21 protein-coding genes and 3 pseudogenes are annotated in these 23,467 nt (G+C 70.8%); 20 read left to right on the forward strand and 4 right to left on the reverse strand.

The genetic code is table 11. From position 1 onward, the window contains the following. The first annotated feature begins 1 nt into the window (after position 1). From ACT2CW_RS34190 to larC, 8 genes are all read left to right on the forward strand, one after another. Positions 2–781 carry an enoyl-CoA hydratase/isomerase family protein gene (locus ACT2CW_RS34190; protein ID WP_445517462.1) on the forward strand — a complete coding sequence of 260 codons (780 nt, stop codon included), beginning with the start codon at positions 2–4 and terminating at the stop codon, positions 779–781. A gap of 8 nt (positions 782–789) precedes the next feature. Beyond that, the gene (locus tag ACT2CW_RS34195; RefSeq protein WP_445517461.1) at positions 790–1,686 is read left to right on the forward strand and encodes an FAD binding domain-containing protein; all 897 of its coding nucleotides are present in this window, start codon (positions 790–792) and stop codon (positions 1,684–1,686) included. Continuing rightward, the gene (locus ACT2CW_RS34200) at positions 1,683–2,996 is read left to right on the forward strand and encodes a 2Fe-2S iron-sulfur cluster-binding protein (protein ID WP_445517460.1); all 1,314 of its coding nucleotides are present in this window, start codon (positions 1,683–1,685) and stop codon (positions 2,994–2,996) included. Before ACT2CW_RS34195 ends, ACT2CW_RS34200 begins: the two co-directional genes overlap by 4 nt. Before the next feature lie 114 nt (positions 2,997–3,110). After that, positions 3,111–4,565, forward strand: coding sequence for a lactate racemase domain-containing protein (locus ACT2CW_RS34205; protein ID WP_445517459.1), 1,455 nt, complete (start codon positions 3,111–3,113; stop codon positions 4,563–4,565). A gap of 83 nt (positions 4,566–4,648) precedes the next feature. Further along, positions 4,649–4,843 carry a hypothetical protein gene (locus ACT2CW_RS34210; RefSeq protein WP_445517458.1) on the forward strand — a complete coding sequence of 65 codons (195 nt, stop codon included), beginning with the start codon at positions 4,649–4,651 and terminating at the stop codon, positions 4,841–4,843. A 2-nt stretch (positions 4,844–4,845) separates the two neighbouring features. Next, complete coding sequence (larE, locus tag ACT2CW_RS34215; protein ID WP_445517457.1) at positions 4,846–5,670, forward strand: ATP-dependent sacrificial sulfur transferase LarE; 825 nt, start codon at positions 4,846–4,848, stop codon at positions 5,668–5,670. Beyond that, positions 5,667–6,350 carry a nickel pincer cofactor biosynthesis protein LarB gene (larB, locus tag ACT2CW_RS34220; RefSeq protein ID WP_445517456.1) on the forward strand — a complete coding sequence of 228 codons (684 nt, stop codon included), beginning with the start codon at positions 5,667–5,669 and terminating at the stop codon, positions 6,348–6,350. Before larE ends, larB begins: the two co-directional genes overlap by 4 nt. Further along, positions 6,343–7,554, forward strand: a complete 1,212-nt coding sequence (gene larC, locus ACT2CW_RS34225; protein WP_445517455.1) for a nickel pincer cofactor biosynthesis protein LarC — start codon at positions 6,343–6,345, stop codon at positions 7,552–7,554. The genes larB and larC overlap by 8 nt, the downstream gene beginning before the upstream one ends. 13 nt (positions 7,555–7,567) lie before the next feature. Here the strand turns inward: larC and ACT2CW_RS34230 are convergent. Beyond that, a pseudogene (locus ACT2CW_RS34230) lies at positions 7,568–8,050 on the reverse strand (erythromycin esterase family protein); the annotation flags it as partial. Positions 8,051–8,153: 103 nt separating this feature from the next. Between ACT2CW_RS34230 and ACT2CW_RS34235 the strand changes: the two are divergent. Then, positions 8,154–8,543 carry a hypothetical protein gene (locus tag ACT2CW_RS34235; protein ID WP_445517454.1) on the forward strand — a complete coding sequence of 130 codons (390 nt, stop codon included), beginning with the start codon at positions 8,154–8,156 and terminating at the stop codon, positions 8,541–8,543. Here the strand turns inward: ACT2CW_RS34235 and ACT2CW_RS34240 are convergent. Further along, positions 8,527–9,108: a DUF305 domain-containing protein gene (locus ACT2CW_RS34240; RefSeq protein WP_445517453.1), complete on the reverse strand. Its 582-nt coding sequence runs from the start codon at positions 9,106–9,108 to the stop codon at positions 8,527–8,529. The genes ACT2CW_RS34235 and ACT2CW_RS34240 overlap by 17 nt on opposite strands. A 523-nt stretch (positions 9,109–9,631) precedes the next feature. Between ACT2CW_RS34240 and ACT2CW_RS34245 the strand changes: the two genes are divergently transcribed. From ACT2CW_RS34245 to ACT2CW_RS34275, 7 genes and pseudogenes are all read left to right on the forward strand, one after another. Then, entirely contained in the window at positions 9,632–10,822 is a 1,191-nt protein-coding gene (locus ACT2CW_RS34245; RefSeq protein ID WP_445517452.1) for a permease, read from the forward strand. 204 nt (positions 10,823–11,026) lie between these two features. Continuing rightward, positions 11,027–11,362, forward strand: coding sequence for an ArsR/SmtB family transcription factor (locus ACT2CW_RS34250; RefSeq protein ID WP_445517451.1), 336 nt, complete (start codon positions 11,027–11,029; stop codon positions 11,360–11,362). Continuing rightward, a complete protein-coding gene (locus ACT2CW_RS34255; RefSeq protein WP_445517450.1) occupies positions 11,362–12,096 on the forward strand; it encodes a cation transporter in 735 nt (244 codons plus the stop codon). The genes ACT2CW_RS34250 and ACT2CW_RS34255 overlap by 1 nt, the downstream gene beginning before the upstream one ends. Next, complete coding sequence (locus tag ACT2CW_RS34260; RefSeq protein ID WP_445517449.1) at positions 12,093–12,716, forward strand: methyltransferase family protein; 624 nt, start codon at positions 12,093–12,095, stop codon at positions 12,714–12,716. Before ACT2CW_RS34255 ends, ACT2CW_RS34260 begins: the two co-directional genes overlap by 4 nt. A gap of 295 nt (positions 12,717–13,011) precedes the next feature. Next, a pseudogene (locus tag ACT2CW_RS34265) lies at positions 13,012–13,272 on the forward strand (ArsR/SmtB family transcription factor); the annotation flags it as partial. A gap of 51 nt (positions 13,273–13,323) precedes the next feature. Continuing rightward, positions 13,324–13,833 (forward strand): GNAT family N-acetyltransferase, encoded by a 510-nt coding sequence (locus ACT2CW_RS34270; protein ID WP_445517448.1) that lies wholly within the window; start codon positions 13,324–13,326, stop codon positions 13,831–13,833. 81 nt (positions 13,834–13,914) lie between these two features. Then, positions 13,915–14,631, forward strand: a complete 717-nt coding sequence (locus ACT2CW_RS34275) for a TIGR02391 family protein (protein ID WP_445517447.1) — start codon at positions 13,915–13,917, stop codon at positions 14,629–14,631. On the opposite strand, the gene arsB is transcribed toward ACT2CW_RS34275, so the two are convergent. Next, the gene (gene arsB, locus ACT2CW_RS34280; RefSeq protein WP_445517734.1) at positions 14,632–15,738 is read right to left on the reverse strand and encodes an ACR3 family arsenite efflux transporter; all 1,107 of its coding nucleotides are present in this window, start codon (positions 15,736–15,738) and stop codon (positions 14,632–14,634) included. Further along, on the reverse strand, positions 15,729–16,043 hold the full coding sequence (locus tag ACT2CW_RS34285) for an ArsR/SmtB family transcription factor (protein ID WP_164422905.1): 315 nt from the start codon (positions 16,041–16,043) through the stop codon (positions 15,729–15,731). The genes arsB and ACT2CW_RS34285 overlap by 10 nt, the downstream gene beginning before the upstream one ends. A gap of 108 nt (positions 16,044–16,151) precedes the next feature. Here ACT2CW_RS34285 and ACT2CW_RS34290 point away from each other — a divergent pair, with 108 nt between their 5' ends. The 4 genes and pseudogenes from ACT2CW_RS34290 (at position 16,152) to ACT2CW_RS34305 (ending at position 23,467) form a co-directional block, all read left to right on the forward strand. Beyond that, positions 16,152–16,643 carry an arsenate-mycothiol transferase ArsC gene (locus ACT2CW_RS34290; RefSeq protein WP_445517446.1) on the forward strand — a complete coding sequence of 164 codons (492 nt, stop codon included), beginning with the start codon at positions 16,152–16,154 and terminating at the stop codon, positions 16,641–16,643. A 51-nt stretch (positions 16,644–16,694) separates the two neighbouring features. After that, entirely contained in the window at positions 16,695–17,114 is a 420-nt protein-coding gene (locus ACT2CW_RS34295) for an arsenate reductase ArsC (RefSeq protein WP_164422907.1), read from the forward strand. A gap of 5 nt (positions 17,115–17,119) precedes the next feature. After that, positions 17,120–17,332: pseudogene (locus ACT2CW_RS34300) on the forward strand (FAD-binding protein); the annotation flags it as partial. A 540-nt stretch (positions 17,333–17,872) separates the two neighbouring features. After that, positions 17,873–23,467: a CHAT domain-containing protein gene (locus ACT2CW_RS34305; RefSeq protein WP_445517445.1), complete on the forward strand. Its 5,595-nt coding sequence runs from the start codon at positions 17,873–17,875 to the stop codon at positions 23,465–23,467.

Here is a 23,467-nt window from a genome sequence, read left to right on the forward strand (position 1 = left end):
CATGGCACTGACCGGAGGCCGGATCGGGCTGGACCACGGCCACGACGGACGTGTCGCCTACCTGACCCTCGATCACGGCACGTACAACATCGTCACCATGGAGACCCGCCAGGCGATGGCCGACCGCTTCGCCGAGATCGACGCGGACGAGAGCATCCAGGTCGTGGTCGTCCGGGGCGAGGGCGAGCACTTCACCTCGGGCGGCGACATCCCCGGCTTCATGGAGATGGAGCCCGTCGACTTCACCGATCTGGGCCAGAACATCACGGCTCCGTCCCGCAGCCCGAAGCCGGTCATCACCGCGGTCGACGGCTACTGCTTCGGCGTCGGCTTCGAGCTCGCGCTGTCCACCGACATCCGTATCGCCACCGAGCGCAGCGAGTTCGCCCTTCCGGAAATGCGCCTGGGCATGATCCCCGGCTCCGGCGGCACCCAGCGCCTCGCCCGGCTCATCGGTCTCTCCCGCGCCAAATACCACGTCATGACCGCGACCCGCATCACGGCGCGGCAGGCGGGGGACTGGGGTCTGGTGTCGGCCGTGCTGCCCGATCGCGCGGCGCTGGACGCGGAGGTCGAACGGGTGGTGAAGACCATGCTGGGCTACTCGCCGCTGGCCCTGCGCACCGCCAAGGAGGTGCTCGACAAGGGGATCGACGCACCGCTCTACTCGGGGATCGAGCTGGAGCGCAAGGCGTACGCGATGCTCCGGTCGAGCCACGACTTCGCCGAGGGCGTCGCCGCGTTCGGCGAGAAGCGGGCCCCGAAGTTCCAGGGCCGGTGATCTGATCCATGAAAGCCGCACCGTTCGCCTACGTCCGGCCCTCGCGCCTCTCCGACGCGATCGCCGAACTGGCGGAGACCCGCGGGGGCGGCAAGGTCATCGCGGGCGGGCAGTCGCTGACACCGGTGCTCGCCATGCGGCTCGCCCGCCCCGACACGCTGATCGACATCAACTCCATCGAGGAACTCGGCGCGCTGACCCGCTCCGGTCCCGCCCTGCACATCGGCGCGACCGTGACGCAGCGCCGGGTGGAGCGGGACCCGCTCGGCGCGAGCGTTCCCCTGCTGCGCCTGGCGCTGCCCTGGGTGGGCCACCGCGAACTGCGCAGCCGGGGGACGGTGTGCGGCAGCCTCGCCCACGCCGACCCGGCCGCCGAGCTGCCCGCCGTGGCCTGCTGCCTCGACGCGGAGCTGACGCTGACCGGACCCAACGGCGCCCGGCGCGTGTCCGCCCGGGAGTTCTTCCACGGCGCGATGACCACAGCGCTGACCCCCGACGAGATCCTCACCTCCGTACGGCTGCCCGTGGCCGCCGAGGGGGAGGGGTTCGGGTTCGCCGAAATCGCCCGTCGCCACGGCGACTTCGCGCTCGCGGGCGTCGCCGTGCGGGTGCGTCTGCGCGCGGGCCGCCCGGAGGCGACGATGACCGCCTTCGGCGTGTCCGACCGGCCGGTCACCCGCGATCTGTCCGAGCCGCTCGCCGCCGCGCTCACCGGCGGCGACGACGGCCTCGCGGACCGGCTCAGGGAGCGGCTCGCCGCCGTCGTCGAGGAGACCGTCGACACCGACGGCGACATCCACGCGTCCAGGGACTACCGGCGCCGGCTGCTGCTCGCCCTGACCGGCCGGGAACTGTCCAAGGCTTACGAGCGCGCCCGCGACGGCGCCGAGGAGGTGGCCACATGACCGTCGGCGAAGCCGGGTCCCGCGAGGCGGGACCCCGTACGCCGCGCCCGGTGAAGGCCGGTGCGGACGACCCGGTCGAGGTCCGGATGACCGTCAACGGGACGCCCACGGCGCTGAGCCTCCCGGCGCGGGTCACCCTGGCCGACGCGTTGCGTGACCACCTCGGCCTCACCGGTACGCATGTGGGCTGCGAGCACGGGGTCTGCGGTATGTGCACCGTGCTCGTCGACGGCGCGGCCGCCCGCGCCTGTCTGCTGTTCGCCGTGCAGCTGGACGGGACGGACATCGTCACCGTCGAGGGTCTGGGGCGGCCCGACTCCCTGCACCCGCTCCAGGAGTCGTTCGGCCGTCACCACGCCCTTCAGTGCGGCTTCTGCACGCCCGGCTTCCTGATGAGCTCCTACGACCTGCTGGTCAACAAGCCGGACGTCACCGAGGAGGAGCTGCCGGAGGAGCTGTCGGGCGTCATCTGCCGCTGCACCGGGTACCGGAACATCCTCACCGCGGTGGACGAGACCCGGCGCGCACACCCCGAGGGCATCCCCGGGCCGGGCAACCGCGTGCGTACGGCGCTGGTCGGCCGGGCCGGGCAGGGCGCGGACGCGTCCGGCGGTCCGGACGAGGCCGCGGACACGGCGTCGTCGGGCGTCCAGGACATCGTGCTGCCCAGCGGTGATCCCACCATCGCGGTGCGGATCACCACCGAGATCGACCTGTCCGAGGACCGGGTCTGGGGCGTTCTCGACGACATCTACCTGCTGGCGCGCTGCCTGCCGGGTGCGGAGCTCACCGACGACCACGGCGACGGACACTACGCGGGCAGGGCCCGGGTCTCCGTGGGCCCGATCAAACTGGCCTTCAACGGGGTGGCGCAGATCCTCGAACACGACCGCGCGGCCGGCCGGCTGCGGGCGATCGCACAGGGTCAGGACACCGGGGGAGCGCAGACACAGGCGGACATCACCCTGACCACCGAGGCCACGGAGACCGGCACCGCGATGCACGCCGACGCCAAGGTCTATCTCACCGGCCGCATCGCCCAGTTCGGCCGCGCTCTCGCCGGAGACGTCAGCCGCCGGATGTTCGAGCAGTTCGCCGACGCCGTCACCGAGGCGGCGACATCCGGGCAGGCGCCGTCCGGGCCGGTGAAGGCCCCCAGCGCCCTGAGCCTGGTGTTCGCGCCCCTGCTCGACCGGGTCAGGCGGCTGCTGCGCGGTGCCGGAAAGCGCGCCCGCCCCGAGCGCGGATCGTCCGACCCCGAGCACGGATCGTCCGACCCCGAGCGTGGATCGGCCGATCGTCGGCCGTGACGCACGAGCGTTGACAGCGTCTGATATCTCGCCTAGCTTCCAATATATTGATCGACCATCCTAAACATACGGTCCGTTGAGTATGGCGACGCGCCGTTCGCGAAGAGGTCCACGATGACCGGAACTTTCCACGCACGCATTCCCTACGAGTCGCTGGACCCGCTGACCATCGGCGTCATGGACGACGAGAGCAACGTCCGCCGCGAGGAGCTCGAACTCGCCATCCCCGAGCGGAACCTGCTCGCCGCGATCTATCCCGACGAACCCCCCGCGGTGAAGAACACCACCGACGAGGCGCGGCGCGCACTGGCCAATCCGGTGGCGGGGCCGAGTCTGGCGCAGTTGCTCGAAGGCGGCCGGAGCATCACGGTCATCATCGACAACCAGTTCCGGCCCACCCCCGCCTCGAAGATCCTTCCGGCGGTGCTCGACGAGATCGAGCGGGCCGGTACGACCAGGGCGACCGTTATCACCGGCAACGGCAAGGTCATATCCATGTCGCGGCGCGACATCGAGCAGAAGGTGGGCCGGGACAACCTCGCGCGCATGGCCCGGCTGGGTATCCCGCTGCTCCAGAACGACCCCCTCAACTACGACGCCTACACCCACCTCGGCATCACCTCGCGGGGTACGCCCGCCTGGGTGCATGAGTCCGTGACCAGCCACGACGTGGTGATCGCGATCGGACAGGCACAGGCCAATCACTGGGGTTACGGCGGAGGCGGCAAGCTGGTCATGCCGGGGGTGTGCGCCGACATCACCATCGAGGCCAACCACGGCAACTTCGTGATGTCGCCCCAGACGCATTACGGGGCCCTGGCCGGGCCGATGCGCTCGGACATCGACGAGATCGCCACGATGGCCGGTCTCACCGCGACCCTGGACGTCCTGCTCGACACCCGCGGCAAGGTGATCGAGATGAACTTCGGGGCACATCCGGTGTCGCACCGCAGGACCATCGAGCGGTTCAACGAGATCTACGCCTTCGACAGCCCGGTGGCCGAGAGCGGTCCGGCCGACATCGTCATCTGCGGGGTGTTCGCACCCACCGACCATCTGTTCTTCCACACCGGCTGGGGCTGTATGTCCGCCGACCACGTGGTGCGCGACGGCGGCACCGTCATCTACACCAGTCCCTCGCCCGGTGTGCGCACCGAGACGGGCTTCTTCCCCGGCCTGGCCCTGATGGACCTGATGAAGCCCTACATGCCACCCTCCGAGGCCGGTTACCACCGGCTGCTGGGGGACATCCACGCCCGTGAGATCCAGATGTGGGCGGGCTGCATCTGGGCCCCGATCTACGAGGTGATGGTGCGCAAACACCTGACCCTGGTCACCCTCGAAGAGAACCTCGCCATGGCGGAGGACATCGGCATCGACGCCACCACCTCGCTGGACGCGGCGTTCGCCGCGGCGATGGAGCGCCACGGCCCCGACGCCAAGGTGGCGATCCTGCCCTTCGCCCGGTACCAGTTGCCCCGGGAGCTGGTCCGGCTGGACGCCCAGCCGCTGCGTTTCCCGCAAGAGGCTCTCCGGCAAGAGGCTTTCCCGCACGAGGCGCCGAGGTGAATCCGGACGGGCCACCCCGGCCACCCGTCCGGGGCTCGACCACGATCACGGAACTGATCAGGAGGCATCCCGACGGCTCCGCGATGCGGTTGCTGTCCGCGATAGGCGTGGGCTGTGTCTACTGCGGTGGAGCCCCACGGGAGCCCATCACCCTGGCCGCCCGCCGCCATGGCCGTGATCCGGGGGCATTTCTGCGGGTGTGTCAGGCGCTCGACGACGGGTGGCCACCGGACGAGTTGATCGACGCCGCGAAGGCGAAGAAACCCAAGGAGGGCTGACCGTGCACACCACCACTCCGCTGGAGGCCCTGACCGCGCGCATCGGCGCCGTCGGCAGTGCCATCGTGGCCTTCTCGGGCGGCGTCGACTCGTCACTGGTGGCGGCGGTGGCGGCGCGGGCGCTCGGGTCACGGACGCTGGCCGTGACGGCCGTGTCGTCCGCGCTCGCCACCGGTGAGCTCGAGGGCGCGCGCGCCGTGGCCGCCTCGGTCGGCATCGCCCATGAAGTCGTCGACACCGCCGAGCTGGCCCGGGAGGGCTACCGCCGCAACGACCGTTTCCGTTGCTACCACTGCAAGTCCGAGCTCTACGACCGGCTGGACGAACTCGCCGCGCGGCGCGGCTACGCGGCGGTGCTGTCCGGCGCGAACGCCGACGACATCGGCGACTGGCGCCCGGGACTGCGCGCCGCGGCCGAACACGGCGTACGCCACCCCCTGCTGGAGGCCGGTCTGGGCAAGGAAGCCGTACGGGCGCTGGCCCGCGCCCTGGCCGTGCCCTCCGCCGAGAAGCCCGCCTCCCCGTGTCTGGCCTCCCGCCTTCCGTACGGCACGGCCGTCAGCGCTCCGGTACTCGCGCAGGTCGACCGGGCGGAGCTGGCGCTGAAGCGGCTCGGCTACAAGGTTCTGCGGGTGCGGCACCACGGCCCGCTCGGCAGGGTCCAGCTGGCCGCCGAGGAACTCGTCCGGGTGGGCGATCCCGGGGAGCGCGCCGCGGTGGTGGCGGCCGTGCGGGCCGCCGGCTACGACCAGGTGGACATCGATGAACAGCCCTTCCGCTCCGGCTCGTTGAACCTGCCGATCACCCCGGTGGAGCGGGGCCGGTGAGCGGGGCGGTCGGAGTCGGCGGCTACGCCCGGCTGGATGTGGACCGCAGGACGCGCACGGGCGTCCCCGAGGTGGTCTTCGGCGCGGGCAAGCCGCCTGAGCAGACGCTGCGGCTCCTGGCCGAGCTGCGGGCGCACGACCGCACCGGCCCGGCCCTGGCGACCCGCTGCCCGGAAGCGGTTCTCGACGCCGCGGCCGAGGCGTTTCCGGGCGAGGTGGTGAGCGTCGACCGGACGGCCGCGACGGTCACCGTGGGAGAGCCGCCACCACCGGCGGGGCACGCCCTGGTCCTGACCGCGGGCACGACCGACCTGCCGGTGGCCCGTGAATGCCTGGCCACGCTGACGGCCCTGGGAGTGGGCGCCGAGGTGATGGCGGACGTCGGAGTGGCCGGACTGCACAGGCTGCTGGCGAAGCTGGACGAGGTGCGCGCGGCGGACTGTCTCGTCGTCGTGGCCGGAATGGACGGAGCCCTGCCCAGCGTGGTCGCCGGCCTGGTCGCGGCCCCGGTCGTCGGCGTGCCCACCAGCGTCGGATACGGAGTGGCCACCGGGGGCGTCGCCGCCGCCATGACCATGCTGTCGTCCTGTAGCCCCGGGCTGGCCGTGGTCAACATCGACAATGGCTTCGGCGCCGCCGTGCATGTCGCGAAGATCCTCGAAGTGGCGTGCCGTGGCTGAGCGAGCCTGCTGGATCGACGCCACGTCCGGACTGGCAGGCGACATGCTGATGGCCGCTCTCCTCGACGCGGGCGCGGACCAGGAGCGGGTCGCCGCCGCGGTGGCGTCACTCGGCCTCGGCGTCGCCGTACGCGTCGAACCCGGCCGGCGCGGCGGATTCCGCTGTCTGCGCGCCCAGGTCGGCGTCCCTGCGGGACCTCCGGCGCACCGCCACCTGGACGACGTCCTGGCGCTGGTCGAGTCGGCGGAGCTGGACGCGGACGCCAGGAGCTATGCCAGGCGGGTGTTCGAGGTTCTCGCCCACGCCGAAGGCGGCGTGCACGGAATCGACCCCACGGCGGTGCATTTCCACGAGGTGGGGGCGCTGGACGCGCTGGCCGACGTCGTGGGCTGCGCGGCGGCGCTGGACGACCTCGGGCTGCTCACCGGAAACCCCGTGGTGACGACCTCGCCACTGGCGGCCGGAAGTGGCACCGTGCGCGCCGAACACGGCCGGCTGCCGGTGCCCACCCCGGCGGTGCTGGGCATCGCCGCGCGAGCGGGCCTGCCGCTGACCCAGGGAGATCTGGAGGGGGAGCGCACGACCCCCACCGGGGCGGCCCTGGTCGCCGCGCTCGCCCGGCCCGGGGCGTTCCCCGCCATGACGGTGCGCGGCGTCGGCATCGGCGGCGGCTCCCGGGACCCCGCCGACCGCCCCAACATCACCCGCGTCGTCGTGGGCACCGTCCAGGAGACCGTGCGCAGGCCGTCCGGCGAGGTGCTCGTGGTCGAAGCCACGATCGACGACCTGGACCCGCAGCTGTGGCCGTCGGTGCTCACCGCCGTCCGGGCCGCGGGCGCCTGGGACTGCTGGACGAGCCCCATCACCGCCCGGCACGGCCGGCCCGGACAGGTCCTCACCGCCCTGTGCGACGAAGGCGTGCGGGAGGCGATCGTCGACACGGTGTTCCGCCACACCACCACGGTGGGCGTGCGCTGGTCGTCCTGGCAACGGGCCACCCTGCCCCGCCGGTCGGTGACCGTGACCATCGGGCCCGAGGGGCGCCGGCAGCACATCGGCGTCAAGGTGTCCGAGATCGGAGACGGGAGCCGTACGGTCAAACCGGAGCACTCCGACGTGGAATCCGCCGCCCGGGCCCTGGATCTGCCACTGCGGGTGGTGGTGGATCAGCTGATGACCGAGTTCCGGCGCCGCGGCGGGTGAAGCCGGTCCGGAGTCAGTGGCGCTGGATCAGCGGGACGTCCTTGATGAACACGATCCCGTCGCTTCCGGCCAAGTGGGCCGGGTCGAGCGGGGAGTAGCCGAACCAGGGGGACACCCGGGGTGCGGGCCGTGTGTCACCGAGGGCGGTGGCCAGCCGCGGGGCGTCGATGACGCAGCGGTCCTCCGGGAGCGCGTACAGGAGCCCTTCGACGGTGTCCGGTGGCGGAGTGTCCACTCCCTGGTGGCGGACCGTGCCGAGGGCCGTGGCCACGAAGGCGTACCCCTCGCCGAGCCGGGCACTCACCAGAGCGCCGGCGCTCCACCACTTCACCGCCCCCTGCCACATCTGCATCGTGCTCTCCTCCCGCTGGAGATGGGAGTTGTGGGCGTGGACGAGTGCCGGGCCCCGAGCGGCGATGGCGAGGAGGTTGTCGGCCATCATCTGATCCCGCACGCCCACCAGCCGGGTCATGCGGGCCGGTGAGGTGTCGGCCAGATCCGCACCCATCAGGTCCGTGCGCCCGGTCGTGCCGTAGGAGGAAGCCTTCGTCTCCAGCGCCCTCACCGGACTTGAGCCCTATCCCACGTACTACAACCGGATGGCGCCCATCAACGCCGCCGGGCCGGTGCCCGTGGCCGCCCTCGCCTTCCGCCGCGCCCTGCGGGTCTTCGGCTTCGCCCGCCGCCACGCCCGCACCATCATGCGCATCGGCGGCGTCATGCTGATCGTCGTCGGTATCCTGCAAGTCACCGGAGCCTGGACGTACTTCATTGGCCAACTGCGCTACTGGGTTGCGGGCTACCAACTGCCCCTGGGAAGCCACGGAACGGCGCGGGCAGCGGGGGGACGTCAGAGAGCGGCGTTCCCGGCAGTTGTTGCCCCGGCGCAGCTAGGTGCTAGGTGGCGGCCCTTTCCAGGCGACCAGGGGGGCGCCGAACGCGATAAGGGTGGCAGCGACGGTGAGCGCTGTCCTACCTGCGGTCCTTGAGCATCCTCCGCATCTTGGTGATCTCGGCGGTCTGTGTGGTGACGATGTCACCGGCGAGGGCCTTGGCGGGGCCGTAAACCCCCCGCTTCTGCTCCGTCTTGGCCATGTGGATCGCGCCCTGGTGGTGCTTGATCATCATGGTCAGAAACATGGTGTCGAACGTCTTTCCTGAGGCGCGCATCATCTCGCGCATCTGCTGGTTGCTCATCATGCCGGGCATGCTGGGCATCGCGGAGGGGCTCCCTTGGCCCATGCGGTGCGTATCCACCCCCCGAGGAACCCTTTCTCCCCAGGACTTCAACCAGCGGGACATGGTCTTGATCTCCGGGCGCTGCTCTTTCTTGATCTTCGCGGCGAGGGCTTTCACGTCCTGGGAGGAGGCGCGCCGCTCGGCCATGTCGGCCATCGCGATGGCCTGGAGGTGGTGCGTGATCATCTGCTGGGCGAAGGTGACATCTGCCTGGTTGTGTTTGCCTGTGGCCGCCGCTGTCGGGGCGGATGCGGATGTGACGCTGTGAGCCACATCAGCGGTGTCATTGTCGCCGCAGGCGCCCAGCACCAGCATGGCTGCCGTAGCTGTGGTGGCCAGGGCGGTTCGGCACGGGAGGAGGCGAATCACGGTCGGGAGTCTCCTGACGCGGGGTCATGGCGCACGTGGCAATCGGTGAGGCCGGGGCCGCGGAGAAGCGGGAGTGGCTTGGCGGAGGCGGGCCCTGAGTTCAGACAGATGGTGCGGGTGTAGCCCATGGTCGCGCGTCTCGTTCTGCCTGGGGTGACGAGACTCGCGGGTCGGCTGACGGGCACCCGGGTGGACCAGTCACCCCCGGGGCCAGGCTGGACGTCCGTTGCTCGACGTCCGTACTCGCCCCGCCCCAGCAGGGGAATGCCGCTCGTTGCGCTCGCCGTTCCGCCAGCGCTGTCGCGGGCCGGGCCGATGACAGTCACCTAAGCCGCGGGCTACCAGCTGCCCTTGTGAAGCCGTAACACAGGGCAGCCGGCGCGGATGTCCCCGGAATGCTCTCCCCCTCGATGGATAGTCGTCAGGTCGGCAGGTCGGAGCGATGACCCCGTGGGGAAGGTGAAGGCCGATGCACGCGATCCTGCACGCGCTGTCGATCGCCGGGTCGATGACCTGGGAAATCACCTGGGCGCTGATACTCGGCTTCGCACTGTCGGCCGTAGTACAGGCGGTGGTGCGCAAGTCCACGATCGGGCGGCTGCTCGGCGATGACCGGCCCCGTACGCTGGCACTCGCCGCCGGACTGGGGGCGGCATCCTCCTCCTGCTCGTACGCCGCCGTCGCGCTCGCCCGGTCTCTCTTCCGCAAGGGCGCGAACTTCACCGCGGCAATGGCGTTCGAGATCGCCTCGACCAACCTGGTGGTGGAGCTCGGCGTGATTCTGGCCCTGCTGATGGGCTGGCAGTTCACCGTTGCCGAATTCGCCGGCGGCCTGATCATGATCACCGTGCTGGCAGTGCTCTTCCGGATCTTCCTCCGCGAGCGACTGCTGCGCGAAGCGCGGCAACAGGCCGGGCGCGGGACGGCCGGGGCCATGGAAGGCCACGCGGCGATGGACATGTCGGTGCGGCGCCAGGGATCCTTCGCGCGGCGGCTGTTCTCACGCGACGGCTACACCTCGGTCGCGCACGTCTTCGTCATGGAGTGGGCCGCGATCCTGCGGGATCTGGTGCTCGGCCTGCTCATCGCCGGAGCCATCGCCGCCTGGGTGCCCGACTCCTTCTGGCGCGCCTTCTTCTTCGAGGGGCACCCGCTCGCCGTGAAGCTGTGGGGCCCGCTGATCGGGCCGCTCGTGGCCATCGCGTCGTTTGTGTGCTCCATCGGCAACGTGCCGCTGGCGGTGGTCCTGTGGAAGGGAGGCATCAGTTTCGGAGGGGTGGTCGCGTTCATCTTCGCCGACTTGCTGATCCTGCCGATCTTGAACATCTACCGGAAGTACTACGGCCCGCGGATAACCGTCTTCTTGCTGGTCACCTTCTACGCCGCCACGGTCATCGCCGGGTACATCGTGGAGTTCGCCTTCGGCGGGCTGGGCCTGATCCCCGACCAGGCCGACGCCAAGGTCCCCATGGAAGGCGTCTCCTGGAACTACACGACCTGGCTCAACATCGCTTTCCTGCTCCTGGCCGCAACCCTGGCCGTACGGTTCTTGCGCACCGGCGGGATTGCCATGCTCCGCATGATGGGCGGTGCACCGGAGGATGACCATGACGGCGAGGGTAAGCATGGTGGCCATGACACCGGCCCGCACCGGCGTTGACGTTCCAGGCACACCTTCCTTTCACAGAACCGCGTGGGCGGGATCCGCGGAGCACTCGGCCGGACGCGTGGTGGGAGCTGTTCCGGCAGGAGGTTCCGGTGATCCCGTGCGACCGCAGGGATCCGAGGGCGGCCCCCTGCTGCACAGATTCGGGGCTTTGGTTCATGACTCCCTGAATTCAGGCTTCTGTGTATCTTGAGGGGCATGCTGACCGTTGCCCCCGACATCGAGGTGCTGGTCCGCTTCGGCCGCGCGCTCGCCGATCCGATCCGTTGCCGGCTGCTGCTCGCGCTGCGCGAGGGCCCGGCCCACCCATCCGACCTCGCCGAGAAGCTCGGCATCTCCCGTACGCGGCTGTCCAATCATCTGGCCTGTCTGCGTGACTGCGGGTTGGTCGTCACCGTGCCGGTCGGACGCCGTATCCGGTACGAGTTGGCCGACGAACGGCTCGGGCATGCGCTGGACGACCTGCGGGCGGCCGTGGTGGCGGTCGCGGCCGATCGGAGTTGCCCGGACGCGGAGACGGAGGGCCGCTGCTGATGACCGCGATATCCCTCGGGCCATCTCCGGCTCGCCGCGACGCGCTCACCCGTCGCATTCGACTGCTGGTCACCGCGACGATCACCTACAACGTCATCGAGGCCATCGTCGCGATCAGCGCCGGGACGGTCGCCTCCTCCACCGCGCTGGTCGGTTTCGGCCTGGACTCGGTCATCGAGGTCTCCTCCGCCGCCGCGGTCGCCTGGCAGTTCTCCGCCCACGACCACGCGGTGCGCGAGGCGCGCGAGAAGACCACGCTGCGGATCATCGCCGTCTCCTTCTTCGCCCTCGCCGTGTATGTGAGCCTCGACGCGGCCCGCTCGCTGGCCGGGACCGCGGAGGCCGACCGTTCGATTCCCGGCATCGTCCTCGCCGCCCTGTCGCTGGCGATCATGCCCTTCCTGTCAGCCGCCCAGCGCCGCGCCGGACACGAACTCGGTTCCGCCTCCGCGGTCGCCGACTCCAAGCAGACCCTGCTGTGCACCTACCTCTCCGCCGTACTCCTGCTCGGCCTCGTCGCCAACGCCACCCTCGGCTGGTCCTGGGCCGACCCCATCGCGGCCCTCGTCATCGCGGCGGTCGCGGTCAAGGAAGGCCGGGACGCCTGGCGCGGGGACGGGTGCTGCGCCGCTCCACCCGCCACCGCAGGCGTTCCCCTGCTCCAGACTGAGGGTGGCTGCGGATGCCGGCCGGGATGCGCCTGCTGCGGCCCGGTGCAGGAGACGGACCGGTGACCGGCTGGGTCGTGGCGGCACTTGCCCTATACACCGGGTGGGCCGGGGCCGCGTTCGGCATCCGGGCGGTTCTCCAGCGTCGTCGTACCGGTGACGCCGGGTTCCGGGGAATCTCCGGACGCCCGGGGACGGCCGCGTGGTGGGCGGGAGTGCTGTTCGTCCTGGCCCTGCTCGGCGGGGCTGCGGCCCCGCTCGGCACGCTGTCTGGCCTACCGGAGCTCCCCGGCATCCACGCAGCACTTGTCCGGTGGGCCGGGCTGGTCCTCACCCTGGCCGGTATCGCGGTCACATGGGTCGCCCAGACGAACATGGGCGCCTCCTGGTGGGTAGGCGTGGACGCGGCCGAGCGTACGGAGCTGGTAACCGACGGACTGTTCGCCCACGTGCGCAACCCGGTCTTCACCGCGATGACCATCACGGCGACCGGACTGGCCCTGATGGTGCCCAACCTGATCGCCGTGACGGCACTCGCGGCACTGGTTCTCGCGGTGCAACTACAGGTCCGTGTAGTGGAGGAGCCCTACCTCAGGGTCTCGCACGGCGCCGCCTACGCCGCCTACACCTCACGCGCCGGGCGTTTCCTGCCCGGCATCGGCCTCGGAGCCGCCGACAGGGCCTGACCCTGCTCCGGTGGCCGGTAGCCCGTCAGAGGAGGTCGACACCATTGTGCTGGCCACAGGCTACCGACCGGACCTCGGCTACCTCGCCCCTTGAGGGTTTTGGACCCACAGGGGCACCCCCGCCATCGCAACAGAATTGCCCACGTACATCCGGGCCTGGCGTTCGTGGGGCTGGACGGGGTCGGTCGCGACGCGGACCGCATGGCCCGGCACCTGGCCGCCTGTCTGGCCCGGCCCTGGCCCCGTGGCCATCGGCCGTGGACTCGCTTGGTTTGATGTATGTCAACATAGGCGCATGTCGAACGCGCAGGCGATGCCGCAGCTCGGTACGGAAGGCGGCCGGGCGGTGGCGCCGTGCTGTCCGCCGCTGACCGAGCGCCCTTTCACCGCCGAGGAGGCCGAGACGGCCGCGCGGATGTTCAAGGCGCTCGGTGACCCGGTCCGGGTGCGGTTGTTCTCCGCGGTCGCCTCGCATGCGGGTGGGGAGGCGTGCGTGTGCGACATCTCAGACGTCGGCGTCTCCCAGCCCACGGTCTCCCATCACCTGAGGAAGCTGATCGCGCTGCCGGCCGCTGCCTGACGGAAACCCGTTTCACAAGGGGGAGCGATGACGGGCAGAGCATCGAGCGTGCTGATCGTGCCGCTGGCGATGGAGCACGCCGAGCAGGTGCTGGCGATCTACCAGGCGGGCATCGACGAAGGCAACGCCACCTTCGAGACCACCGCGCCCGCCTGGGACACCTTCGACGCGGCCAAACTGCCCGACCACCGCTTCGCCGCCCTCGATGAACACGGGGCGGTGCTCGGCTGGGTCGCGGCCACCAAGGTCTCCGACCGGTGCGCATACGCCGGCGTGGTCGAACACTCTGTCTACGTTCACCCGGCAGCCCGTGGCCGGGGCGTCGCTTCCGCGCTGCTCAAGGCACTCATTGCCTCCACCGAGGCGGCAGGGATCTGGACCATCCAGTCCGGCATCTTCCCCGAGAACACCGCCAGCCTCGCCGTGCACCGGCGAGTCGGGTTCCGAGTCATCGGCACCCGTGAGCGCATCGGCCGCCACCATGGCACGTGGCGTGACGTGCTGCTCATCGAGCGGCGCAGCCCGGCCATTCTCTGATGCCGATCCGCGCATTCGGTGGCAAGGGGATGCACGGCTGTGGGGCGATGTGGTGTCGGTGGCTGGGTGGATGATGCCCGGATGAGCATCGACATCGACTGGGCTCGCGAGCAGTGCCCGCGTTTCCTGGAACTGACGGAGCTGTATCGGCCGCCCGATCCTCCGGGGACCACTATCTTGCGCAGCAGCCGTGCGAATCGCGGTCCGCAGGACGAGATCATCGCCAGTGCGCAGGTCGTGGAGCAGATTCTGGACCGCGTGCTGCCGCGATGGCGCACTGAAGTCCCCGACGAGAGCAACGAGCGTGTGAACCGCTGGTGCCAACATCGCGAGGCGGTTCAGCGGGCCGATGTCGTCCTCGTGCGTGACGCGGAGATCAGGGAACACCTCGGTGATGATGCGCCCCAGATCAGCGCCGCCACGATGCACCCGTGGGCGTGGGACGGGGCCCGCTCGCTGTGGCAGAGCGGCCACTTCCGCGAGGCGGTCACCGCGACTGCCAAGAAGGTCAACGCCGAGACCCAGAACAAGGTCCAACGCCGCGATGTGAGCGAGACCAACCTCTTCAAGAGCGTCTTCTCCCAGGACCCGCCCAAGCCTGGCCAGCCCCGGCTGCGGATCATGGCCAATGACGGCAGCGATACCTTCCGCAGCCTTCACCGCGGCGCCATGTCCTTCGCCGAGGGGTGTTACACGGGCATCCGCAATCCCAGCAGCCACGAGGACGGCCTGCCCGAGCTGCCGGAACACCAGGCGCTGGAGCAGTTGGCGGCCTTCAGCGTCCTGGTGCGCCTGTGATCAGGGTGTGGCAGGTGCGCTGAACTTCCGTCGCCAGGCAAGCGATACGTACACCAGCGCCACCAGCACCGGAACCTCGATGAGCGGACCGACAACCCCGGACAGGGCCTGGCCGGAGGTGACGCCGAAGGTGGCGATGGCGACCGCGATGGCCAGTTCGAAGTTGTTGCCCGCGGCGGTGAAGGCGAGGGTGGCGGTGCGGTCGTAGGCCAGGCCGATGGCCTTGCCGAGGGCGAAGGTGCCGAACCACATCAGAGCGAAGTACACCAGCAGCGGGAGGGCGATCCGGGCGACGTCCAGCGGCTGCGAGGTGATCGTCTTCCCCTGGAGGGCGAAGAGGATCACGATCGTGAACAGCAGCCCGCAGAGGGCGAACGGGCCGATCTTCGGCAGGAAGCCGATCTCGTACCGCTCGCGGCCGAGCTTGTTCTCCCCGATGCGGCGGGTGAGGAATCCGGCCAGCAGCGGGATGCCGAGGAAGATGACGACGTTCAGCGCGATCTTCCACATCGAGATGTCCAGGTGCTCGCCATCGCCCAGCCCGAGCCAGCCGGGCAGCAGGTCCAGGTAGAACCAGCCCAGCAGACCGAACGCGAGGACCTGGAAAACCGAATTCAGGGCCACCAGAACGGCGGCGGCTTCGCGGTCGCCGCAGGCCAGGTCGTTCCAGATGATGACCATGGCGATGCAGCGGGCCAGCCCCACGACGATCAGCCCGGTGCGGTACTCGGGCAGGTCCGCCAGGAAAATCCACGCGAGGACGAACATCACGGCCGGGCCGAGGACCCAGTTGATGACCAGCGAGGAGACCATCAGCTTGCGGTCGCCGGTGACGGCGTCGAGCTTGTCGTAGCGGACCTTGGCCAGCACCGGATACATCATGACCAGCAGGCCGACGGCGATCGGCAGGGAGATACCGCCGATCTCGACCTTGGACAGTGCGTCGTTCAGGCCGGGGATCGCCCGGCCCAGACCCAGCCCCAGGGCCATAGCGGCCAGGATCCACACGGCCAGGAAACGGTCGAGGGCGGAGAGCTTGCCGACGACACCGGCCGCGGTGCCCTCCGCGGGTCGGTTGGCGGTCTCTTCGGTGGTGCTCACGGGCAGGCCCTCTTGATGTCGGCGGCGGCGGTGGCGCGGGCAGTCTCGGCCAGCTCGGTGAACTGCCCGGCCACAGTGGCGAGGACATCAGCCTGGAGCCGGTAGTAGGTGAACCGCCCGCACGGCTCCGTCTCCACCAGCCCGGCCTCGCGCAGCACCCGCAGATGGTTGGAGAGGTTGGTCTGCTTGGCGCCGGTCTCCTCCACCAGGTGTGTGGTGCACAGCGTCTCGCGGGCGAGCAGGGTCACGATCTTCATCCTGATCGGGTCGGCCAGCACCCGGATCAGATCAGTGTCGACTGACGTCAGCATGGGCTGATACTTTCACATCAGTCGAGGCTGATACCAGCCCCGGCGCCTGACCGCCACCAGGACGTATCCGCCACCTGCACCGTGCGGAGCCCCTTTGAGAGGGTTCTCATGACCGCATCACCACCTTCTGTCCTGCCCGACGAGCGCCTGGCGGCCGAGCGGCTGGACGCGCTCGCCCACGCCCAGGCCATTACGGACAAGGCGCTGCCGCGGGTGCTGTTCGTGTGCAGCCACAACGCCGGACGCTCCCAGATGGCCGCCGCCCTGCTGGGGCTCCGGGCGGGCGGACGCGTGACCGTTTCCTCCGCCGGAACCGATCCGGCCGCCGAGGTCGAACCGGAAGTGGCACAGGTGCTGCACGATGCCGGGCGTAGCGCTGGAAGACGCTTCCCCCAAGCCGCTGACCGACGAGGTGATCCAGGCCGCGGACATCGTGGTCACCATGGGCTGCGGCGACGCCTGCCCGGTCGTGCCCGGCCGCCGCTACCTGGACTGGCCCGTCGCCGACCCGGACGGGGCACGATCACCGCTGTCCGGGCCATCCGCGACGAGATCGACGCCCACATCACCGAGCTGCTCACCTCCCTCCCGGGCGCCTGAGCTTCCCCCGTCCGCATCACCCGCTTGAACCGACCCGCGAAGGATGAACCGATGTCCTCCACCCCTGCCGCGTCCGTACTGTTCGTCTGCGTCCACAACGCCGGACGCTCGCAGATGGCCGCCGGATTCCTCACCCACCTCGCGGGCGACCGCGTCGAGGTCCGCTCCGCCGGGTCTATCCCGGCCGAGCAGGTCAACCCGGCCGCCGTCGAGGCCATGCTGGAAGTCGGCATCGACATCTCCGGCCAGCAGCCGAAGATCCTGACCACCGAGGCCGTCCAGGCCTCCGATTACGTCATCACCATGGGCTGCGGCGACGCCTGCCCGATCTTTCCCGGCAAGAAGTACCTCGACTGGGCCCTGGAGGACCCCGCGGGCAAGGGCGTGGAGTCCGTCCGCCCCATCCGCGACGAGATCAAGACCCGCATCGAGGCGCTGATCGCCGAGATCGACACCAAGCCGGAGGTCTGAACGCCGTGCCCGACAGCACCGACGCACGCGAGGCCATCGTCATCGGCTCCGGACCCGCCGGATACACCGCCGCCCTCCACACCGCCCGCGCCAGCCTCAGGCCACTCGTCTTCGAAGGAGCGGTCACCGCAAGCCGCGCCCCGATGGCCGCCACCGAGGTCGAGAACTTCCCCGGCTTCGCCGACGGCGACGTCGTCGACCACCCCTACCGCCAAGCCATCACCGCCTCCGGCACCGGCTGTGCCGCGGCACTGGACGCCGAACGCTACCTCGCCGCCCTGGACCACCAGGACGCCACCTCCGCGCAACCGCGGGCGGTCGCGGTCGCCTGAACACCAAGCGAGCAAACGGATCCCGGGCGGTGTGGCCACGTGTGACGCGGCCACACCGCTCTCATGCACAGGGTCTTCCGCCGCAGTCCCTGCCTTGCCAGGCGGCGCGCCCTTCACTGGGGGCGATGACCAGGGCGGCCGATCGGGGTGGCCCAGGACTCGCTGAGGGTGGCGTTGACGGGCCAAGCCAACCAGGAGCACGGAGGACAGGAACGGCGCCACCGCGAGGGGCAGGGCGGCGAAGATGGCCGGGGACGGCACGTTCGGCCTCGTCGGCGCTGATCAAGGCACGGACAGCATCGCCCCTGACGGACGCGGCGGGCACGACCCCGAACGCGCCCTGCGCCGCGTCACCTTTTCGGACCAGACCCGCACTGATCGGCGGTCTCGGTAGACTGCTGCCGGTTGGGGCGGGCGGAGGTGTTCGTGCGGGAGAAGTTGCTCGCGGCCGTGCGGGCGCGGACCGCGCACGCCATCGAGACCGGTCATTCGCGGTGGGTGCTGGCGCCGGAAGCGTTGGAGGAGGCGGGTGCCCTGCTGGCCCGGCTGCTCGGGTCCGACGAGGATCCCGACCTGGAGGTGCTGCGGGCCGTCGGCGAGCTGTACTGGCTGCGGGTTCAGGCGCTGCCGGTCGATGAATGGGACGAGGATCTGCGCATGGCTGCGATCCTCTACCAGCCGGTGTACCAGGCCGATCCAGATGCGGTGCCGGAACAATTGCGCAGCTTGTACGCCGAACAGGCCCGTCGCCCCAAGGAGCGCAAACGCAAGGGTGGGCGGGTGGATCCGGCCGCCTGTACCGACCAGGGCGCGGAATTGTTCGACCGGTTCCTGCACAACGGTGACCTGGAGGCGTTGGAGAAGGCTGTTCACCTGTTCCGGACGGCGTTGTCCGCCGTTCCGGAGGACCATCCGATGTACGGGCCGTGCCTGTCGAACATGCATGCTGCGGCGTCCGCGCTGGCCGACGAGACCGGCGACGCGGACGTGCAGCAGGAGGCGGTGAGCGCGGGCCTGACCCTGCTCGAGGTCATAGACGAACGCGATCCCGAGTACCCCGAACACGCCAGCGAGGTCGGGCTTTCGCTGCGGTCCCTGTTCGAGCGCACCGGGGTCGTCGGCGTGCTGCGAAAGTCGGTGGAGCTGGCCCGGTCCGCGGTGGCCGCGACCCCAGGGGACGGAGCCATCCGAGCCGGTCGCCTGTCCAATCTAGGCGTCGTGCTCCAGATGCTGCACGAGTACACCGGGGATGCGCGGGCCATCGACGAGGCGATCACCGCCGGGCGGGATGCGGTCGCCGCGATGCCGGTCGGCGATCCCGACCGGGCCACCTGCCTGTCCAACCTGGGAAACACCCTGCGCGTCGCGTTCGAAGCGAGCGGCGACACCGCCATGTTGCGCGAGGCGGTCGCGGTTGGCCGGGCGGCGTTGGAGAGCACGCCGGAGGATGATCCCGGTCGGGCGGGGAGCATGTCGAGCCTCGGCGGCACGCTACAGTTGCTGTACGAGCACACCGGGGACCGCGCTGCGCTGGCGGAGGCGGTCGCCGTCGGGCGCGCCGCGTCGGCCTCCCTGCCCGCCGACCACCCTGCCCGGCAGGCTGTCCTGGCCAACCTCGGCGTGAGCCTGCGGGAGCTGTTCGAGGCCGCCGGGGACGCGAACCTGCTCCACGAAGCGGTCGTCGCCCACCGCCAGGTCGACGCCGCCACCCCCGACGGACATCCCAGCCAGGCCAGCCGCCTGACCAACCTCGGGAACACGCTGCGCGCGCTGTACGACCATTCCGGGGATCGGCAGGCATTGGACGATGCCGTTGCGGCCGGTCGTCGTGCCGTCGCGGCGATCCCCGACGGCCATCCCATGCGGGCCGCGAGCCTGTCCAGCCTCGGGAGTTCGCTGCTGGCCCAGTTCGACGAGACCGATGATCTGCGGACGCTGGGCGAGGCCGTTTCGGCCAACCGAAAGGCGCTCGCGGCAATTCCGGTCGACCATCCGTGGCACGCCCGATTCCAGTCCAACCTCGGGATCAGCCTGCACATGCTGTTCAAGCGGACCGGTGATCTCGACATTTTGCGCGAGGCCATTGCGGCCGGTCGGGCCGCGGTCACCGAGGTGCCTGACGGCCACCCGGAACTGGTCAGCTACGTGACCGGCCTGAGTGCCACCCTGCGCACCGCGTTCACCAAATCCGAAGACCAGCAAGCACTTTCGGATGCCCGGAATGCTCTGGCGGACATCGCGGCCACCGGCGTCGGCGCACGAGATGGCTTGGCGGAAGACGATCCAGTCCGTTCGATGATCCGGTCCGATCTCGAGCCGGCCGCCCAGGATCCTGCCGAGGAGACCGGCTCGAAACAGAATCCGGACCCGGAGGTGGAACTCGACGAGCGGCCTGCACAGGGTTCGACGAGGGATCACCGGCTCCGGCAGGTCCGCGGTCGGGTCGACCGGTTCACCACTACTCGTACGCCGGAGGTCGTGCTCGGCTCCGACGCGATCGGCGAGGTGGTGGACCTGCTCTGCTCGGTGCCCGATCCGGTCCAGGACATCGAGGTCGCGCAGACCGCGGGCTGGCTGTTCTGGTCACGGTTCGCCGCCCGCGGCACGGTGGACGGCGAACCGGAGCTGATGATCGCGCTGGACCTGCTCGCCCCGCTGTACCCGTTGGGCGCCGGCGCCGTTCCGGAGCTGATCGGCGAACTGTGGGACGACAAACCGCCGGCCAAGCCGGACGGGGCCGCGGTGCTGGCCAAGCTCGGCCGGGCGCAGTTCCGGGAAGCGCGGGACAACGACGACGACGCGGTCGCGCTGAACCGGTCCGTCGACCTGCTGCGGCGGGCCGTCGCCGTGGCCGGATCCGACCACCCCGACTACGCCCAATGCCTGACCAACCTGGGCAGCGCGCTGCTGACCCGGTTCGAACGCGTCAAACTCCCGGCCGACTTGTCCGAGTCGATCGAGTTCTGCCGGGCGGCGGTCGGGGTAAGCCGACCCGACGAGCCCGCCCGCGCCATCTACCTGTCCAACCTGGGCAACGCCCTGCTGACCCGGTTCGAGCACCTGGCGAGCGAGGCCGACCTGGACGCCGCCATCGAGGCCGGCCAGGCCGCGGTCACCGGCTGGCCCGATCACCCCGACCACGCCGCGATAGTGTCCAATCTCGACCTCGCGCTGCGGACCAGGGCCGCGTTCGGCGACCAGGCGGCCGGGCTGGATCGGAGGATCGAGGAAGCGCGCATCGGCTCGAGCGCACCCGATGGGCCGGACGCGGTCGAACTGAGCGAGCTGCTGCTGGCCCGGTTCGAACGCGCCGGGGATCCGGCGGATCTGGACGAGGCGATCCAGGTGCGCCGGGACGCGGTCGCCACGGCGGTCGACGATTCCGGACGGGCCGCGCACCTGTCCGGCCTCTGCGACCTGCTGCGGGTCTGGTTCGTCCACTTCGGACACGAATCGGACCTCACCGACGCGATAGCGCACGGTCGCGCCGCGGTGGCGGGGACCCCGGCCGGGGATCCCGAGCTCGACGGGCGGCAGGCCAACCTCGCCAACGCGCTGAGCCGGTGCTACAAGAACACCGGCGATCTCGACGACCTGACGGAGGCGGCTGCGCTCGGCCGAAGCGCGGTGGCCGCCACACCCGTCGGCGACTTCAACCGCCCCAATTACCTGGCGAGCCTTTGCGACACCCTCCGCACCCTGTTCGAGCGCACCGACCGGCTCGCGGACATCGACGAAGCAGTCGAGGCCGGGCGGGGCGCGCTCGACGCCGCACCGCGGCATTCCCCGAACCTTCCGGCGTTCCTCGGCAACCTCGGGGCCGCGCTGCTGGCCCGGTTCCGGCATACCGGCAGCCAGACCGACCTGGACGAGTCGGTCGATCTGCTGCGGCGGGCGGCGCTCGCCGCGCAGGCCGCGAGCCCGGACCGGGCGCTGATGCTGGCGAACCTGGGCGCCGCCCTACAGATCCGCTTCGATTCGGTGCACGACCCCGAGGACCTGGACGAGGCGATCGACGTCTGCCGGGAGGCCGTGCGCACCACCCCGCTCGAGCACTCCGGCCGGGCGGCACGCCTGTCCAACCTCGCCGGGGCGTTGCAGGCGCGGTTCGGGATCGGCGGCGAGGCGACAGATCTGCACGAGGCGGTGGAGGCCGGCCGGTCCGCGGTCGAGGCGCATCCACCCGGTCACCCGGCCCGGGTGGCGGCGTGGTCGAATTACGCCCTGGTGCTGCGCGGGTGGTACGAGCACAGCGGCCGGCCGGCGGACCTCGACGCGGCGGTGGCGGCCGCGCGCGCCGCGGTGGCCGAGGCGCCCGCCGATCACCCGGGCCGCCCCGCGTACCTGGCCAACCTGAGTGCGGCGCTGCGCGACCGGCACGCCCGGACCGGTGCCGATGCGGACCTCGACGGTGCGCTCACGGCGGCGCGGGAAGGGGCGTCGGCCGAGATGGGTCCGCCCCGGGTCCGCGCGGTGGCGGCGGCGCGGTGGGGAAGCCTGGCCGCGGCGGCCGGCCGGTGGGCGGAGGCCGTGGCCGGATACCAGGCGACGGTCGATCTCTTGGCCCGGACCATTCCGCGCCAACTCGCCCGCCGCGACCAGGAGTTCCTGCTCGACGGCACGCACGAGATCGGGTCGGAGGCCGCCGCGTGCTGCGTGCGGGCCGGGTCGGTCGCCCAGGCCGTTGAGCTGTTCGAGCAGGGCCGCGGCCTGCTGCTGAGCCAGGCGCTGGACGGCCGCACCGACCTCACCGCGCTGGCCGAGCGCCACCCGGAGCCGGCCAGCCGGTTCACCGCGCTGTGCGCGGAGCTCGACTCCCACGGTCCTGCGGACGATGTGGTGGCGCGACGTGCGACGGCCACGTCGTTCGATCGGCTCGTCGCGGACATCCGGAAGCTGCCCGGGTTCGACCGCTTCCTGCGCCCACCGGCCGTAGCTGACCTCGCGCCGGACGAGGGCCAGGTAGTGATCGTCAGTGTGTCCCGGTACGGCTCCTACGCACTGATCCTGCCCGCCGACGGCGAGGTCACGGCCGTGCCGCTGCCCACGCTCACGCCCGACGCCGTGCTGGCCGAGGTCGGCGACTTCCTCCGGGCGGTCGAGGACACCACCGCCAACTCGGCGCGGACCCGGGCCGCCGCCCAGGATCGGATGGCGCGCACGCTCGGCTGGCTGTGGGACACGGTCGCCGGTCCGGTACTCGACGCCGTGGGCATCACCGGGACGCCGCGCGGCGGCGAGTCCTGGCCCCGGCTGTGGTGGTGCCCGTCGGGCCTGCTGTCGTTCCTGCCACTGCACGCCGCGGGCCACCACGACACGGCGTCCGATGCCGTGCCGCGCACGGTGCTGGACCGGGTGGTGTGCTCCGTCACCCCGACGCTTCGGGCGTTCGCCCATTCCCGGCGCGCGGCTGATTCGCCCCCGCCTCGTGCCGGTCGGGCGGTCGTGGTGGCGATGCCGAAGACGCCGGGTGGATACGCCGATCTGTCGGGTGCCGAAGCCGAGACGGCGGTGCTGCGTCGGCACTTCCCCGGCGAGGTCGACGTGCGCACTGGCACGGCCGCCACCCATGACGCCGTGCTCGACGCGCTGACCGGGGCCCGGTGGGCACACTTCGCCTGCCACGGGCACAGCGACCTGGCCGATCCGTCGGCCGGGCGGCTGGTGCTGGCCGACCACCACAACCGGCCGCTCACCGTGGTGGACCTGGCCAGGCTCCGGATGGATGACGCCGAACTGGCGTTCCTGTCCGCGTGCTCCACCGCGCGTCCCAGCGGTTGGCTGGCCGACGAGGCGATCCACGTGGCCTCCGCCTTCCAACTCGCCGGCTACCGGCACGTGATCGGCACGCTGTGGCGGATCGGCGACTGGCAGGCGGTGGACGTCGCCGACCTGGTCTACTCGGCGATCGCCGACGGCGCGGGCGTTGCCGAGGCGGTCCACAGCGCGACCCGCCGAATGCGCGACCGATGGCCGGATGACCCATCGGCGTGGGCGTCGCACATCCACGTCGGCACGTAG

This window comes from Streptomyces sp. NEAU-174 (assembly GCF_052665095.1).

What these genes read in the sequence shown, in the direction of transcription:
- ACT2CW_RS34190 (WP_445517462.1), top strand. Translation starts at nt 2, where the DNA reads ATGGCACTGACCGGAGGCCGGATCGGGCTGGACCACGGCCACGACGGA.
- ACT2CW_RS34195 (WP_445517461.1), top strand. Translation starts at nt 790, where the DNA reads ATGAAAGCCGCACCGTTCGCCTACGTCCGGCCCTCGCGCCTCTCCGAC.
- ACT2CW_RS34200 (WP_445517460.1), top strand. Translation starts at nt 1,683, where the DNA reads ATGACCGTCGGCGAAGCCGGGTCCCGCGAGGCGGGACCCCGTACGCCG.
- ACT2CW_RS34205 (WP_445517459.1), top strand. Translation starts at nt 3,111, where the DNA reads ATGACCGGAACTTTCCACGCACGCATTCCCTACGAGTCGCTGGACCCG.
- ACT2CW_RS34210 (WP_445517458.1), top strand. Translation starts at nt 4,649, where the DNA reads ATGCGGTTGCTGTCCGCGATAGGCGTGGGCTGTGTCTACTGCGGTGGA.
- ACT2CW_RS34235 (WP_445517454.1), top strand. Translation starts at nt 8,154, where the DNA reads ATGGCGCCCATCAACGCCGCCGGGCCGGTGCCCGTGGCCGCCCTCGCC.
- ACT2CW_RS34240 (WP_445517453.1), bottom strand. Translation starts at nt 9,108, where the DNA reads ATGCTGGTGCTGGGCGCCTGCGGCGACAATGACACCGCTGATGTGGCT.
- ACT2CW_RS34245 (WP_445517452.1), top strand. Translation starts at nt 9,632, where the DNA reads ATGCACGCGATCCTGCACGCGCTGTCGATCGCCGGGTCGATGACCTGG.
- ACT2CW_RS34250 (WP_445517451.1), top strand. Translation starts at nt 11,027, where the DNA reads ATGCTGACCGTTGCCCCCGACATCGAGGTGCTGGTCCGCTTCGGCCGC.
- ACT2CW_RS34255 (WP_445517450.1), top strand. Translation starts at nt 11,362, where the DNA reads ATGACCGCGATATCCCTCGGGCCATCTCCGGCTCGCCGCGACGCGCTC.
- ACT2CW_RS34270 (WP_445517448.1), top strand. Translation starts at nt 13,324, where the DNA reads ATGACGGGCAGAGCATCGAGCGTGCTGATCGTGCCGCTGGCGATGGAG.
- ACT2CW_RS34275 (WP_445517447.1), top strand. Translation starts at nt 13,915, where the DNA reads ATGAGCATCGACATCGACTGGGCTCGCGAGCAGTGCCCGCGTTTCCTG.
- ACT2CW_RS34285 (WP_164422905.1), bottom strand. Translation starts at nt 16,043, where the DNA reads ATGCTGACGTCAGTCGACACTGATCTGATCCGGGTGCTGGCCGACCCG.
- ACT2CW_RS34290 (WP_445517446.1), top strand. Translation starts at nt 16,152, where the DNA reads ATGACCGCATCACCACCTTCTGTCCTGCCCGACGAGCGCCTGGCGGCC.
- ACT2CW_RS34295 (WP_164422907.1), top strand. Translation starts at nt 16,695, where the DNA reads ATGTCCTCCACCCCTGCCGCGTCCGTACTGTTCGTCTGCGTCCACAAC.